This window comes from Mucilaginibacter ginsenosidivorax, assembly GCF_007971525.1.
In the GTDB taxonomy this organism is placed as follows: domain Bacteria; phylum Bacteroidota; class Bacteroidia; order Sphingobacteriales; family Sphingobacteriaceae; genus Mucilaginibacter; species Mucilaginibacter ginsenosidivorax.
On sequence record NZ_CP042437.1, the window covers coordinates 1,641,731 to 1,656,834 of the forward strand.

The window sequence follows — 15,104 nt, forward strand, 5'->3', positions numbered from 1 at the left end:
TCACTACTCACTACTCACTACTCACTACTCACTACTCACTACTCACTACTCACTACTCACTACTCACTACTCACTTAAAAAACTCTATTACACTGGCCGAAAACTGTACCGTTTTTGAGGCAGCGTTATGATCGCCGGGTACATAACTTAGTTTGGATGTGGCAATCAATTTATGCAGTTCTGTTTCCGATCCGCCATCATGATCTTCTGTGCCGTTTATCAGCAATACCGGTATTTTTACTTTTGCCAGTTCCTGCTTACTTGTTGAAGGCTGGTACTTTTGCTGTAACGCCAATGCCGGTACATCAAAAGCCGGGTTACTATGAATATACTTTATCATGCCATCTACATCGTGAAAACTGGTATCGCCCATCAAAGCTTTATATGCATGAACGCGTCTTGGCCATTCGGGATTGGTGTATGCATCGCCCATCCCCCCCATAACCAGTTTTTGCACCCGCTTATCCAGTATCAGCAAGCGCGATGCGATGATAGAACCACGCGAATAGCCTACCACATTATATTTTTTTATCCCCAGGCTGCTCACCAAACCAATAATATCTTTAGCCTCGGCATCGTTGGCGTAACCGGCATCGGTATGGGGCTTGTCTGACCGTCCGTTGCCCCGCTGATCAAGTATAATCACTTTATAACCGGCAGCAAGTAAATCAGGATAAAGGTGCCCATTTTTCCAACCCTGACCTGTACCCGAAAAACCATGGATAAGCACTACCGGAAAGCCGTCGCCTTTAATTTCATAATAAATTTTTACACCATCGGCTGCGGTGTAAAAGTTCCCCTCTGTTTCCTGCGAAAAACAAGTAATGCTTACAGCCAGCATTATTAACAACAGCGCTACTGATTTTATATTTTTCTTCACAACCTGCATTTATTTTACAAACTGGTTAATAATTAACACGCCTGCCAAACCTGTTAGCGAAACCAAAGTTTCCATTAACGACCATGACCGGATGGTATCTTTTATACTGATGTTAAAATACTCTTTAAACAACCAGAAACCTGAATCATTAACGTGCGAGAACGCCAGGCTACCGGCACCTATCGAAAGCACCATTAAATTGGCGTCAACGTGGCTCTTGGTCACCAGTTTTACCAAAATGCCGGCTGCCGTAAGCCCGGCCACCGTTGCCGATCCTAAGCTAACCCGGATAATGGCCGCTATTACCCAGCCTAACAGCAAAGGAGGCATGTTTAGCGTTTTCAACTGGTCGGCTATCTGGTCGCTTGCGCCGCTGGTGGTCAAAACTTCGCTTAGGGCTCCCGAGCCGGCAATAATAAGCAGTATAAGCGCTATGTCTTTAACAGCATCGGTATAGTTTCCTGCCAGCACATTCATCTTTTTCCCCTGCTTAATGCCTAATGTAAAAGTAGCTACAACAAGGGCAATAAGCATAACGATAGATGGATCGCCCAGGAAGGCAATCACTTTTACCGCAACCACATTTTTGATACCCAGGTAAGGAAACAAGGCCGAAAGCATCAGCAATATTACCGGCAGCAAAGCAGTAAAAAAACTATTTAAGGCTCCGGGTAGTTTTTCGGCGGGCAGTTCATCGGCCCGGAAAGTAGCCAACGGTTCGGAATGTATTTTTTTTAAGAACTTGGCAAACAACGGGCCGGCAATAATAATGGCCGGTATGGCTATCATTAAACCATAAATAAAGGTTGTGGCCATATTAGCATGAAACATAGCTACCAATGCCGATGGCGACGGATGGGGAGGCAAAAAACCATGGGTAACAGATAGTGATGCCAGCATGGGTAAGCCAATATAAACAGCCGGCAATTTATATTTATACACTACCGAAAATATGAGCGGAACCATCAATACAAACCCAATGCCGTAAAAAAGAGGGATACCAATGATAAAACCGGCAGTAACCAAAGCCCATTGTATATGTTTTTCACCAACTGCTTTAACCAGTACCTCTGCTATTTTTTGGGCAGCCCCGCTTACCGCCACAAGCTTACCCAGCATGGCGCCCAGGCAAATGATGATAAGCAATTTACCCATGATATCGCCCATGCCTTTTTGTATCGAAGCCATTAATTTATTTATCGGGATGCCCAACAGTAGTCCCGCAGCTATGGCAACAATAAGAAAGGCTACAAAAGGGTTTACCTTCCCCCAGCTTACCAATAAAATAAGCAGGATAATACAAATAAGAATAATTGCTAATACCATTATATCAAACTGTTAATAGTTGGGCACTTAAACCAAACCTTGTCCGACTAAAGTAACAACAATATTTGATTTTAAGCTTTTCACCGACAAAAGCTTTCGTTGCGAATTGCTAATTTACTTAACTGATCACCCATTAACTATTCGTTAAAAATCAATAAAAACCCACAACCGGGTTCTTTTATTTATAAAATATTAATTAGAACAAAAATATTACTAAATCACAATGCTTTTTTTCGGTCGTTATACAAAAAATGTTTAAGTTTGTATGCTGACGTATGGATAAATAAATATCCCCTTTGTTACTCCAAATTTGTTCAATATAGTTGGCGAGAGATCTTAAATCCATGTCGGTCCTTCACTTGTAATGTTATTATGTCAAAGCGTATTTTAGTATTGGACGACAATCAGGACATTTTAGAAATTGTTCATGAAACACTTACCTATGAGCAATTTGAAGTACGCAGCACATCAAACAGCGAAGACGTATTACCGCTGATAGAAGAATTTGCCCCAGACCTGGTTATATTGGATTACCGTGTTGCAGGCACAAATGGCGGCGAAATTTGCAAAAGCATCAAAGTTCACCCTAAATTTGGCGATATTCCCGTTATCATATTTTCTGCATATTTAAGCAATGACAACCATCTTCTAAACTATGGTTGTGATGGTATTATCAATAAACCTTTTGACCTTATTGAACTTGTTGAGAAGGTGAATAACCTGATTAAGTAAAGGTGCCATTATTCTGCTAAAGGCTATCCAAAACGTCCTCCTCATTATGGGTACATTACCCAAAATAGCAACAATTAAAAAAAGTGACCCAAAAACGCCTTGTATTTTAAAAATAGTTTGTTTTTTACGCCTTAAAAATAACAATACCATAATAAATACCCTTATTGATTAAGATATTAACAATAAAGTTATCTTTGTGATAGTGAAATTGAATAATAATTAAATACAATAACCCCTTAATTGTATTATGGTTGTACAAATTAATCAGCAGCAAGATATAAAGCCTTTGCTAAAAAAAAGGGCGACATGTCCGAAATGTAAAATAGAACTCGCAGATAGGGTTCCGCGTGGCTTCTTTGCTAAGCACTTCTTGTTTTTCCTTCCAATCAAACGGTATATTTGCTATCGCTGCCAACGAAAACGATATGTGCTTTATTAACCATTAATTAATTTAAAAAACCAAAAGTATACCGATACTAACTTACTGGTAGTATTTATATATAGCTTGATGTTTTGTATGGGCTATATTGTAAATTGCTCCCTCCATATAGTATGACAGAAGATCAAAACATTAGCGAAAAACCAAAAAAAGTATATTATTGCTCAAAATGTGGAACTCCATTCCACTTTAAAATGCGCCGCGGTTGGTTTACTAAAAGGATTTTGTTTTTTTTACCCATAAAAAAGTATTTTTGTGCCAAGTGTAAAAAAGCAAGTTACATTTTTGCAAAGTAACATCTTTACTTATAAACACTCCTTTTTACACAACACTACTTAATTTTATCGTATCCACTGGCGGGTTTATTTGTTTACATTACTTTTAAATTAAGTATAAACAGAATATTATACTGATTTAAAAGCACTTATCAAACCAATTTGGTATAACATTTGCTTATCATCAATGTAAAGTTATTAATTAATGATTAATAGCATTTTTTTGAAGATACTAAAAGACATTACCATGAGACGGATATTAGCGGTTGATGATGATAAGGACATATTGGAGGTTTTACAATACATACTTGAGGAATCGGGCTATGAAGTTGAAACATTATCAGATGCACACTACATTTTTGATAGGATCAGGAAGCATAATCCCGACTTGATTTTACTTGATATTATGCTGGGCGGTTTAGACGGGCGAGAGTTGTGCAAACACATTAAAACGATGAAAGAAACCCACAATATTCCGGTTATCTTAATTTCGGCAAGTCACAATATTTCTGATCGTTCGCTCCAACATGATGGAGGCCCCGATGATTTTATAGCCAAACCATTTGACATCGACGTTTTATTACGGAGCGTAAAAGCTCAACTCAACCAGGCAGCCTGATAGCAAAATAGCAGGCAACTGAGGGGTTCCAGCTATCCGTATCCGGTTTTGTAAACGCTACTTTTTCAGCACCTGATCGGTAACGATTATTCAATATTAACGTTAAATGCCTTATCTCGTTTAGCCCGGTTTCGTAGTTTAAAAAACACAACCAGGTTTAAAAAGTGCATACCGCCTAAAATCAAAATTATCCACCCCAATTTATAACTCAAAACCTCCACTACAACTTGTATATTGGCAATAGTACCAGTTTCTTTTAAGGCCAGGCTCATGTACCCTATATTAATAAGGTAAAAGCCCACAACAAGCAGTTTATTCACACTGTCGGCCAATTCATTATTACCGTGAAAAATATCTACCAAAAAAATACGGCCATTTTTGAATAGCACTTTGGCAACCCAAACAGTTAATGCGATGCTTACCAACAGGTAAACAACATAAGTTAAAATAAAATAGTTCATGATTTTACGATTTATTTAATATAATTATTATAGAATTTTCAATAAATATCGAAAGTTAAATTCAAAAAAAATGTTACTTGAACATTTTAAATATCGACCCAAAAAACCAGTTTTCTTCCGCTTTTAGCATGGTATCTAAAGTTGTATTCACGTTTTTCGCCAGCTTATTAATGTCATTTACCGAGGTCTTAAAAGTTTTATAAGCAGGGTCGTTTTCATCACCTTTAACTTCAGTTAACTGGGCAAGGATCTTAAGCACCGGGTCAAGCTCGCGTTTTTTGCGTTCTTCGGCCACGCGGCGGGCAATTACCCAGGTATCTTTTTCGGCATAAAAAAACTCTTTGCGCTCGCCGGTCTTATGTTGTTTTTCAACCAAACCCCAATCAATCAAATCCCGCAGGGTCATATTGGCATTGCCACGGGATATACTTAACTCAGCCATTACCTCTTCGGTTGTTAAAGCCTCTGGCGATACCATAAGTAAAGCATGTACCTGCGCCATTGTGCGGTTTATCCCCCATTCTGATCCCAACTTGCCCCAGGCCTCAATAAACTTAAGTTTTCCTTCTGCCAATTCCATGCACAAATATAAATGAGTTTTCAAACTTTCAAAAATAAATGAAAAATAGAATTGTAGTAAGTAGTAAGTATCTATATCTAGTAGTAAGACTTTTTTCTGCTGTTAGTTAGTTTTTAGAGCACTGTACCGCGCAGTTACTTAAGTACCTAAGACTGACCAACTGATGTAGTCAACTTCCCTAAAAATCTTGATATTTGATACTTACTACTTTATACTAAAAGAGAGTTCCCTATCAATCTTCTTATTCCATTCCTCCTGTACACTCTCATTCATCCCGTGGTTGGTTTCATCATCATATCGCTTTTCCATATCGTTCATCTCCCTGAACGAATCCAGGTATTGCATGTTAATGGGGCCGTCATAATTATCAACCGTGAGCTTTTCTTTTAACAAATGTTGTTTAAAATGCTCCATCACCAGTTTTACAATGTCAAAATGCCTTTGTTCGTGATTTAAGCTATAAGGTGTACGGGCGCCGTTCTTTACCCAGCAGGCGCTTTTTGGCAAATACGGCTTGAGGCTTATACGTACGCAAACTATTCCTTTAACAACCTCAGCTTGTTCCCCGTAGGATATACTTGGGAAAACCTCGGCCTCATATTTACTGGCGGGCGGCTTTTGTTGAAAATCATCCCATTTTAAAGGCCGCTTAGCCGAGTAGTAAATGGTATCGCCTTCAGGCTTTTCGGTATAGTCGCTAAAAATCAGTTTTACGCCTTTGGCCAATTTTATATTACTATCTGCCTGTTTATTTATCCAGGTGCTAAAATAAGCCAGCCCCGCCTGTAACGAATTACTTAATAAGCCGCCTATATCCATTTGCTGACCGGTGCTCCTGGTATAGCCAGTACCACCGCGGTAATCAACTAAGTGTATATCTTCACCATCTTTTTTAAGCCAAAATGATAATATAATGCCTGCCTTACCTTCAACCCGGCCATCGGGTTGTAATTTTTCGTCCACCCTAATCTTTTTAATGTGAATAATTATAGGCCGTAATGTTTTATTGGCAGGCACACTTTTGTCAAAATATTGCTTAACCGCCGTTGACACGCCACCTTGCAGATCCAACGATAACCTTGGTGTAGCTGCAGTTGCCTGTGTTGCGGGTAGCAACCAGGCCACCGGGCTTCGGTCATCGCGTTCATCAACAACGCCGGCTACATAAAACTCACTAACTGGCAGCAAAATTTTCGCTTCGGTTAAAACAATTGGCCCGTTTGTTTTTTGTGCATTACAAATCAACGGAAAAAACAAAATGATTAGCACCTTAAGCTTTTTACCTGCAGAAAGATATATCCCGGCGGATATGAAAATTGGGCAACACATGAAAATAAACATATTATCAAACACGCTTAAAGGTTTAAAAAATTGCAATGGTTTACACTAATTGGTTATTTTTGGTAAGCCCCCGTAGCGCAAAGCAGTCAACAATTTTAAAGTTTTCCACACACATATCATCTTTAGTATTACCTTCGTTTTATAAACGTGTTTTCCACATTTGTTAACTACTTGTGTTAATTAGCCCTTTTCGTTTCGCTATTTTAGCACCATCGTTAGTATGCGCTTTATGATCAAAAAAAGATACATCCCCCTGCTAATTCCTGTTTTTATAGCTTCAACCGCTCTGGCACAGCAAAATCCATCTACCCAGGTTTACCGCACTTACCATACTGCCATCGACCTGATGAGTAAAGGAAAATACGCATCCGCCGCCGAGCAATTCCGGCTATTGGAAACTTCCCGGCTTAAATCTGCCAACCAGCCTAAGTTTGAATCAGACCTGTCGCTGGTAAAAGAAAACAGCCAATATTACGAAGCCTTTTGCGCCCTTAATCTTAATAATGATGATGCCGAAAGCATGTTTCAGCGTTTTATTAAGGAGCATCCCGAAAACCCGCTTACCAGGCTGGCTTATTTCCAGATAGGTAAATCATATTTTAAACAGGGAAAGTACGAAAAATCAATTGAATGGTTTGATAAAGTACAAGCCGGCGAACTTAACGGACACGATAACACCGAGTACAAATTCCGTAAAGGTTATGCTTATTTTTCATTGGGCAACTATAAAGACGCCCAATTGCTTTTTGCCGAAGTAAAAACCAAGAAAACTGAATTTACCGAAGATGCCACTTATTACTTTGCATACATAGCGTACCTTAATAAAGATTATCACCTGGCATTGGTGAACTTTGAGCGGTTAAAAAAATCAAAGAAGTATGAAAACAGCTACCCTTACTATATATCTGCAGTTTACTTTTTAGATAAGCGCTACGATGATGTAATAAACTACGCTGTACCAATTGTTAACAGTACCCACCAGCAAAACGAAACCGAAATGCTGCGCATTATTGCCGCATCATACTTTGCGAAAGGTAATTTTGATAATGCGGTTAAGTACTATGGCCGTTTCCAGGACCGGGACCAGGGGCGTACCCAAAACACCCAGGACAGCTACCAGATAGGTTACACCTTTTACAAGGTGGGTAATTACGCCCAGGCCGCCAGCGAGCTTGAAAAACTGGTGGAGCAAAAAGATGTATATAGCCAAAATGGTAACTACACACTTGGTGATGTGTTCCTGAAGATGAACAATAAGCAAAGTGCGCGTAATGCTTTCCTTAATGCATCCAAACTTACTTATGATAAGCAGCTACAGGAAGATGCCTTGTACGAGTACGCCAAGCTATCATACGAGCTGGATTTTAACACCGAGGCACTTGCAGCTACCCGTTTATACCTTAAAAATTATCCCCGCTCCCGTCGTAACGATGAAATGAAGGTTTTATTGGGCGAAGAACTGTTAAACTCCCGCAATTATAAGGAGGCGGTAGATATACTGGAACCTATCCCCAACAAATCAGAAAGCGCTCAGATAGCATATCAAAAAGTGACTTATTACCGCGGGTTGGAATTTTATAACGAGCGCGCGTTTGAAAACGCTATAGGTATTTTTCTCCGTTCGCTGAAAAACCCTATCGACCCAAAAACCGCAGCCCTTACCACTTATTGGATGGCCGAGGCTATGTACGAGGTACGTAAGTATGCCGAATCGGTTGAAACTTTTGAGCAGTTTTTGGATATGCCCGAAGCCAGGGAAACCGAAGTAGCCAACTACGCCAATTACGCCGTGGGTTACGCCGCTTTTTATGGCGAGCAATACAAAAAAGCAGCTAATTATTTTGAGAAGTTTATAGCCGGCGATGTTAAAGACGAAAGCACGCAAAATGATGCGGTAACCCGTATTGGCGATAGCTATTTTGTACTGAAAAGCTATGGCAAAGCACTTGATTACTACAACCGCATTATTGCCAGGCATAGCCAGGGCGAAGACTACGCTTTGTTTCAGCGTGGGATGATCCAGGGATTGCAGGGGTCGTTAGATACCAAGATAAGCACGTTGAATGATGTGCTGAACAAATTCCCTAACTCCGATTACGCTGATGATGCATCGTTCGAGATAGCTTACACGTATTTCCTGAAAACCGACGGCGAAAAAGCCAAGACAGGTTTGCAGGCGATGATCCAGAAATATCCGCGCAGCAGCTACATTCCGCGTGCGCTGGTGACCATTGGGTTAATTGATTACAATGCGGGTAACGATGACGTAGCCGTTGAATCATTCAAAAAAGTGATCCAGGATTACTCATCAACCGATGAGGCCAAACAGGCCCTTAAACAGATAGAAAAAATTTATACTGATAAGGGTGATGCCCAAACATTTATTACTTACGCGGCAACCACCCCGATAGGTAATTACACCGCTGCCGATCAGGAAAGCATTATGATAACCGCTGCCAACAACCTTTATTTAAAAAATGACTGGCAAGGTGCCCTGGGTGCCGTAAACGCTTACTTTGATAAGTTTCCGGGCAAACAGATTTACGAAAAACAGGCACGATTTATAAGAGCACAAAGCTTAACCAACCTGAACAGGACACAGGAAGCCGTTGTAGATTATAACCTGATACTAAACGACTGGACGAGCGCTTACAGCGAAAAATCGTTGATAGCCATGGCTAAACTCTACATCAGCCAGCAAAAATATAATGAAGCGGTGGTGTTCCTGAAACGCCTGGAAACCAACTCAGAATATAAGGCCGATTATACCTTTGCCATTAACAACCTGTTGCTGTGCTATGCCGAAATGAAAATGCCGGATGACGCACTGAACTATGTGAAGCTGGTTAGGGAAAACGATAAAACTGCACAGGAAGATAAATTCCGCACAGGGTTATATGCAGGTAAGGCTTATTTGCAAAGGGGTGATACAACCACCGCAATTAAAGAATTAAACTACACCATAACCAATACCAAAACAGTTGCCGCTGCCGAAGCGAAATACAACGTAGCCTTGGTTGAGTATTTAAAAGGCCGGTACAAAACATCGCAAAAAATGTGTTTTGACCTGGCTAAGGAAATGCCAAACTACGACTACTGGATAGCCAAAACGTATATTTTATTGGCCGACAATTATAAGGCGCTGAAAGACAATTTCCAGGCTAAAGCAACCCTGCAAAGTATTATTGATAATTATAAAGCCGATGATGATATACTGCCAACGGCCAAACAAAAACTGGATGTATTAAACGGTGGCAAATCGGGCAAAATTGCTGCGCCTGTAGTGCCCGATACCGGCGACAATAAAGCGGCTCCTGCAGATACTACCAAAACTCCAGCCCAAAATTAACAGGATAACGAAGAGTAATATAAAAGAAGACAAGCAATGAAATTAAGATACACCTATACGCTGCTTACCTTAATAATAGCATTATACTTTGTTCCTGCACAAGCGCAAACAAAGAAACCTGCAAAAAAGGCAACAGTAAAAACCACCAAAACCAAAACACCGGCCAAGGCACCTGTAAAAAAAGCCGCAACCAAAACCACTGTTAAAAAAACCGATGCCGGTGCAAAAAAGCTGGGCGATGCAGTTAGCAGAGCCAGCCAGGATACTACCAAAAAAGGCGGTGCTAACGGTAACAGCCCGGCAAATGGCGGCAGTTTATCAGAAGAAATTGTGGTAACCACTGCTTACAAACCTGTATTGGCCGATGCGGTAAAAATTCGGCGCAACCCCGATCTGGAAGATAAGGTGCCTTTTAAAGCCCCTTTAGCCTATACCCCACTGGATAAAAAACTTGATCAGGATTCGGAAATTAAGCGTCTTGACGCCCAAAAGAGGCCTGCCGAGCAGGACTCGGTATTGCTTAACAACTACGTTAAAGCAGGTGTAGGTAGCATGAAAACCTTATTTGGCGAAGCGTATTTTGGTAATGGTCGCGACCAGGCTTTACAGGTTGGCGGATTCCTGAAACACCTTTCGCAATCCGGCTCATGGGATAAGCAAACCGAAAGTAAAGACGAAGTTGGCGTATTTATCAAAAGCATCAATTCAGAAAATAACATAAGCGGCCGCATTAATTACAAACGCCGTGGTGTTTATTTTTATGGTCACCCGGATTCAATCCCTTTAACCTTTACCCCGCAAAAGCAATATTTTAATGATATCAGCGGCGAGGTTGAGCTGGCCAAAAACTTTAAGGATGTTGAAAACGACTTTACCTACTCGGTAAAATTAAATGGATATTCATTTGGCAATGCCTACAAAGCCCGCGAAAGCAACATCGTGCTTTCGGGTTTTGTAAACCAAACCATTAAGCAGTTTTATACCGGCCTGGGTGCTTCTGTCGATCTGGCCAACCCTAAAGACAGCGCCTATAACTTAAATAACAGCATCCTGCGGTTAAACCCTTATATCAAATTCCAGGGCACCAACTATAAAATTGATGCCGGCGTAACCATCGCTAAAGAATTTGGCGATTATAACCGCTTTTTTGTTTTCCCTGCCGCTAAACTTGAATACCAGGTAGTTCCTAAATATGTACGCCTTTTTGTTGAGGCCAAAGGTGACGTAAACAGGGCTTCAATACACGATTTTGCAAACGCAAACCCCTATATCAACCAAAACATAAAGCTTCAAAACTCGGTTGATCAGTTGGATATCAGCGCCGGCTTAAAAGGCACATTGGCACCCGGGCTAAGCTTTAAAGCAGCTGTATTCCGCAACAGCGTAAAAGATATGGCCCTATTTGTAAGCACGCAAACCGCGCAAGGTTATAAATTTGACGTGATATATGATAAAGGCCGATCGCGTGTAAGCGGCTTTAATGGCGAGCTTGATTTTAAGGCAACCGAAGATGTAAACATTTTTGGCCGCGTGGAGTTTAAGGATTATAAAATGGCAACAGAAGCGCAAGCCTGGAACCTGCCTAAGTTTTTGTTAACAGCAGGTACAGCCATTCATATTAACAACAAAGTAAGCATAACCGGCTCATTATTGATAAGAGGGACTGCCTATGACAGGCCATTTGGCATAGTACCGGGTCCGTTAGGAACGCCATCGCCAAATACAAGCCTGTTAACGCAAAACCGCGAAATTGCTTCATTTGCTGATTTGAATGGTGGTGTTGAATACCGGGTTACACCGGTTATTACGGTATTTGCACAGGCAAATAACATTTTAAACTCGGGTTATCAAAACTGGGTATACTATCCTAACTACGGATTTAATATCTTTGGCGGCGTTGGTTTCTCGTTTTAAGATTATTGAATTAGCATAAAACCGCATTTTAACAAATGGATATAGCCAATTACTTAAGTGAACTATTGGGCCAGCACGGCGAAATAAGTGTGCCGGGCCTTGGCTATTTTGTACATGTACGTGTGGGTGCCTGGTATAACGATGCCGAGCGTAAATTCTATCCCCCCGGTTATAAAATCCAGTTTGATCCGCAAACCCTTGATGGCGATGACACTTTAACAAAATATATTGCCGAAAAGAAAAAGATTTCGCTGGCATCATCTAAATATTTTACCGATAAATATATTAGTGCCCTAAAACAAGAGGCCGCGTTGCAGGAGGTTCCTTTTGCCGATTTGGGTTGGTTTTTTATGGATAAAGGCAGAATTGCTTTTAAATCGAAGGTAAGCAATACCGATAATGCATCTTTTTATGGGTATGCACCTGTCAGCATAAAAAAGTTAAACCAGCCTGCCGCGCCAGAGGTAACAGCCCAACCAGGCACTGTTGCGCCGGAGCATGTTAGCACGCCAATACAGGCAACAACAACACCCGTACAATCGCCGGAGCCATTGCCGTTGCCGCCGCCAATCAGGGATATTCAGTTTACAGAAACTGTTAATCAACCCGAAGAATATATTGATGACGAACCAGAAATCAGGCGTGGTATAAGCCTATGGGCTATTATATTAATAGTGGTAATCATTTTAGCCAGCGCCGCATTAACTGTTTACAAATTTAAACCACAGTGGCTGCATCTGAACAAAGGGCAGGAAACGCAACTACTACCTGAACCAAAGGCGACTCCTGTCACCAAAAGTGATACCGACTCTGTAAAAAAAGTAGCACAACCTGCTGATACGATCAAAAAGGCAATTTCAAAGCCCGATTCAACGTTAAATAAAGCAAGTGTTGTTGCTCCACCTGCCGATTCATCAACAGGTCCTGTTTTCGCCATAATCCTGGAGTCAACTAAAACGTTGGCAAAAGCGCAGGCTGAGGCAGATCACTTTCAGAAAAAGGGTGTTGATGCACGTGTTTACAGCGGTCCGGGTACAGGCAAGCTTATTAAAGTAGTAACGGGCAGCTTCACTACATACGAAGAGGCAAAAGCGCAAAAGGACAGGTTAGTAAAAGAAAAAAAAATAGATATAAAATCATATCCATATCAACTCGTTAAACATCAGAAATGACATTATTATTAATACAAGCAGTAACAGATACAGCAAAGCACTTAGTAGATACCGCTAACCATGCAGCCACCCAATTAGCACCCGCAGAAGATTTACGTTTTGGCGACCTGCTGATAAAAGGGGGCTGGGTAATGATACCTATTGGCATACTGGCCGTACTGGGGCTTGTTATATTTTTTGAACGTTATTTTACCATCCGAAAGGCATCCCGCAATGAGTCGAACCTGATGATACAGGTACGGTCAAGCATTCATTCGGGCAACCTGGAATCGGCTATTGCTATATGTCGTAACAGCAATACACCTTTGGGCCGCATGCTGCAAAAAGGCTTATTACGCATTGGCCGCCCGATAAAAGACATTGAAGGCGCTATAGAAAACATTGGCAAGCTGGAGGTATCCAAACTGGAAAAAAACATTGGTATTTTGGGTATAGTTGCCGGTATTGCACCGATGTTTGGTTTCCTGGGTACTATTGCCGGGGTAATCAAAATATTTTACGATATTTCTAAAACAGATAACATCAGTATGGGCGTTATATCTGGTGGGTTATATGTAAAAATGGTAACATCTGCTGCCGGTTTGTTTGTAGGTATTGTGGCCTACGTGTGCTACCATATTTTAAATATGATGGTTGATAAAGTGATCCTGAAACTGGAAACCGATGCCATTGAATTTATTGACCTGTTAGAGGAGCCAAGCAAATGAATTTAAGAAAAAGACATAAAAGTGCATCTGCCGAGGTACATACATCGGCAATGAACGATATCATGTTCTTCCTGCTTTTGTTTTTTCTCATCGCTTCTACGGTAACCAACCCAAACGTGGTTAAGCTGGTATTGCCAAAATCGTCAAGCGGGCAGTCTATCTCCAAAAAAACAATCAACGTAGCTATTACTAAAGACTTGGTATACACCGTTGATAAAAAGGTAGTACCGGTGGATAAGCTGATGGACGAACTATCAACCTACAAAACCATGGCTAAAGAATTAACCATTGTTTTATCGGTAGATAAAACCGTAGCCATACAGGATGTGGTACAGGTATTGGATATAGCACAAAAATTAAACATAAAACTGGTTTTAGCAACGGAACCAAAATAGTTTTAAGTTTTAAGTAATGAGTTTTGATTTGATTCAATTTTCAAAACTCATCACTCAAAACTCAGAACTAAGTACTAAAAGTAATAATGGAATACAGGGAAGAGCAAAATAACTATCCAAAGGCGTTTTTAGCAACAGGCATTATCATGACCCTGCTGATAGCGGCATGTTATTTTATTGTGTTTCAAAACCCACCAAAACAAGAGGAAGGTACCGGCGGTATCCTGGTGAATTATGGCACCACCGATGAAGGGATGGGCAATGATTATATGAGCACCGAAGAACCTTCGGTTGCCGAGAAAGCTAACCATACCAAGCCCGATAAGGTTACCCCCGCCCCGCCGTCGGAGGATAAACCAACGCCGCAGGCCAGCGAAAAAACTGTTGTTACCCAAAATACCGAAGATGCGCCCGAAGTGGCCGCACCAACCAAAAAACCAACAACCGCGGTGGCTACACCACAGCCTACTAAAGCGGTGGCAAAACCTGTAGTGAACCAAAATGCCCTTTATAAAGGCAAAGCTACAACCGGTACAGGCCAGGGCGATGGTACGGGCAATAAACCCGGCAACCAGGGCAAACCGGAAGGCAGTACCTTAACCAATAATTATAACGGAACAGGATCTGGCAACGGTGGCAGCCTTAACATGGCTCAGCGTAATTTTGTAAGCCGTCCGTCGGTTAGCGACGACAACCGTCAAACTGGCAAAATAATGGTTGATATAAGAGTTGATAAAGATGGCAACGTGATATATGCGCGCGCCGGCGCCCGTGGTACCACCATAACCGATGCAGCACTTTTGCAAAAATGCGAAGATGCTGTAAAAAACTCCAAACTAAATGCACTTGATTCGGCACCGGATACCCAGGTTGGCACGGTGGTGTTTGTATTTAAGGTTAACTGAGTTTAGTCC

General features: G+C 41.2%; 13 protein-coding genes. 8 read left to right on the forward strand and 5 right to left on the reverse strand.

What is annotated here, in order from left to right; translation table 11 throughout:
• Positions 1–70 precede the first annotated feature (70 nt).
• Positions 71–880: an alpha/beta fold hydrolase gene (locus FSB76_RS06785; RefSeq protein WP_225976440.1), complete on the reverse strand. Its 810-nt coding sequence runs from the start codon at positions 878–880 to the stop codon at positions 71–73.
• A gap of 9 nt (positions 881–889) precedes the next feature.
• Positions 890–2,206: a gluconate:H+ symporter gene (locus FSB76_RS06790; RefSeq protein WP_147052880.1), complete on the reverse strand. Its 1,317-nt coding sequence runs from the start codon at positions 2,204–2,206 to the stop codon at positions 890–892.
• A gap of 372 nt (positions 2,207–2,578) precedes the next feature.
• Between FSB76_RS06790 and FSB76_RS06795 the strand changes: the two genes are divergently transcribed.
• Together FSB76_RS06795 and FSB76_RS06800 are read left to right on the forward strand one after the other, a co-directional pair.
• Complete coding sequence (locus tag FSB76_RS06795; RefSeq protein WP_147052881.1) at positions 2,579–2,938, forward strand: response regulator transcription factor; 360 nt, start codon at positions 2,579–2,581, stop codon at positions 2,936–2,938.
• A gap of 961 nt (positions 2,939–3,899) precedes the next feature.
• Complete coding sequence (locus tag FSB76_RS06800) at positions 3,900–4,271, forward strand: response regulator (RefSeq protein ID WP_147052882.1); 372 nt, start codon at positions 3,900–3,902, stop codon at positions 4,269–4,271.
• Between the two features lie 86 nt (positions 4,272–4,357).
• Here FSB76_RS06800 and FSB76_RS06805 read toward each other — a convergent pair whose 3' ends face one another.
• The 3 genes from FSB76_RS06805 to FSB76_RS06815 all read right to left on the reverse strand — a co-directional run bounded on the left by FSB76_RS06805 (position 4,358) and on the right by FSB76_RS06815 (position 6,500).
• Positions 4,358–4,732, reverse strand: coding sequence for a hypothetical protein (locus tag FSB76_RS06805; RefSeq protein ID WP_147052883.1), 375 nt, complete (start codon positions 4,730–4,732; stop codon positions 4,358–4,360).
• A 73-nt stretch (positions 4,733–4,805) separates the two neighbouring features.
• On the reverse strand, positions 4,806–5,312 hold the full coding sequence (locus FSB76_RS06810) for a GbsR/MarR family transcriptional regulator (RefSeq protein WP_147052884.1): 507 nt from the start codon (positions 5,310–5,312) through the stop codon (positions 4,806–4,808).
• A gap of 204 nt (positions 5,313–5,516) precedes the next feature.
• On the reverse strand, positions 5,517–6,500 hold the full coding sequence (locus tag FSB76_RS06815) for a hypothetical protein (protein ID WP_147052885.1): 984 nt from the start codon (positions 6,498–6,500) through the stop codon (positions 5,517–5,519).
• A 382-nt stretch (positions 6,501–6,882) separates the two neighbouring features.
• On the opposite strand from FSB76_RS06815, the gene FSB76_RS06820 reads away from it, so the two are divergent.
• From FSB76_RS06820 to FSB76_RS06845, 6 genes are all read left to right on the forward strand, one after another.
• Positions 6,883–10,002 carry a tetratricopeptide repeat protein gene (locus FSB76_RS06820; RefSeq protein WP_147052886.1) on the forward strand — a complete coding sequence of 1,040 codons (3,120 nt, stop codon included), beginning with the start codon at positions 6,883–6,885 and terminating at the stop codon, positions 10,000–10,002.
• Positions 10,003–10,038: 36 nt separating this feature from the next.
• A complete protein-coding gene (locus FSB76_RS06825) occupies positions 10,039–11,916 on the forward strand; it encodes a TonB-dependent receptor (RefSeq protein ID WP_147052887.1) in 1,878 nt (625 codons plus the stop codon).
• Positions 11,917–11,951: 35 nt separating this feature from the next.
• Positions 11,952–13,088 (forward strand): HU domain-containing protein, encoded by a 1,137-nt coding sequence (locus FSB76_RS06830; protein WP_147052888.1) that lies wholly within the window; start codon positions 11,952–11,954, stop codon positions 13,086–13,088.
• Positions 13,085–13,795, forward strand: coding sequence for a MotA/TolQ/ExbB proton channel family protein (locus FSB76_RS06835; protein ID WP_147052889.1), 711 nt, complete (start codon positions 13,085–13,087; stop codon positions 13,793–13,795). Before FSB76_RS06830 ends, FSB76_RS06835 begins: the two co-directional genes overlap by 4 nt.
• A complete protein-coding gene (locus FSB76_RS06840; RefSeq protein ID WP_090643595.1) occupies positions 13,792–14,190 on the forward strand; it encodes an ExbD/TolR family protein in 399 nt (132 codons plus the stop codon). Before FSB76_RS06835 ends, FSB76_RS06840 begins: the two co-directional genes overlap by 4 nt.
• A gap of 86 nt (positions 14,191–14,276) precedes the next feature.
• Positions 14,277–15,095, forward strand: coding sequence for an energy transducer TonB (locus FSB76_RS06845; RefSeq protein WP_147052890.1), 819 nt, complete (start codon positions 14,277–14,279; stop codon positions 15,093–15,095).
• Positions 15,096–15,104 lie beyond the last annotated feature (9 nt).

Bases quoted from the DNA above. Each gene is read 5' to 3' on its own strand.
- FSB76_RS06805 (WP_147052883.1), bottom strand. From the start codon at position 4,732: ATGAACTATTTTATTTTAACTTATGTTGTTTACCTGTTGGTAAGCATC.
- FSB76_RS06830 (WP_147052888.1), top strand. From the start codon at position 11,952: ATGGATATAGCCAATTACTTAAGTGAACTATTGGGCCAGCACGGCGAA.
- FSB76_RS06835 (WP_147052889.1), top strand. From the start codon at position 13,085: ATGACATTATTATTAATACAAGCAGTAACAGATACAGCAAAGCACTTA.
- FSB76_RS06840 (WP_090643595.1), top strand. From the start codon at position 13,792: ATGAATTTAAGAAAAAGACATAAAAGTGCATCTGCCGAGGTACATACA.
- FSB76_RS06810 (WP_147052884.1), bottom strand. From the start codon at position 5,312: ATGGAATTGGCAGAAGGAAAACTTAAGTTTATTGAGGCCTGGGGCAAG.
- FSB76_RS06795 (WP_147052881.1), top strand. From the start codon at position 2,579: ATGTCAAAGCGTATTTTAGTATTGGACGACAATCAGGACATTTTAGAA.
- FSB76_RS06800 (WP_147052882.1), top strand. From the start codon at position 3,900: ATGAGACGGATATTAGCGGTTGATGATGATAAGGACATATTGGAGGTT.
- FSB76_RS06845 (WP_147052890.1), top strand. From the start codon at position 14,277: ATGGAATACAGGGAAGAGCAAAATAACTATCCAAAGGCGTTTTTAGCA.
- FSB76_RS06825 (WP_147052887.1), top strand. From the start codon at position 10,039: ATGAAATTAAGATACACCTATACGCTGCTTACCTTAATAATAGCATTA.
- FSB76_RS06790 (WP_147052880.1), bottom strand. From the start codon at position 2,206: ATGGTATTAGCAATTATTCTTATTTGTATTATCCTGCTTATTTTATTG.
- FSB76_RS06820 (WP_147052886.1), top strand. From the start codon at position 6,883: ATGATCAAAAAAAGATACATCCCCCTGCTAATTCCTGTTTTTATAGCT.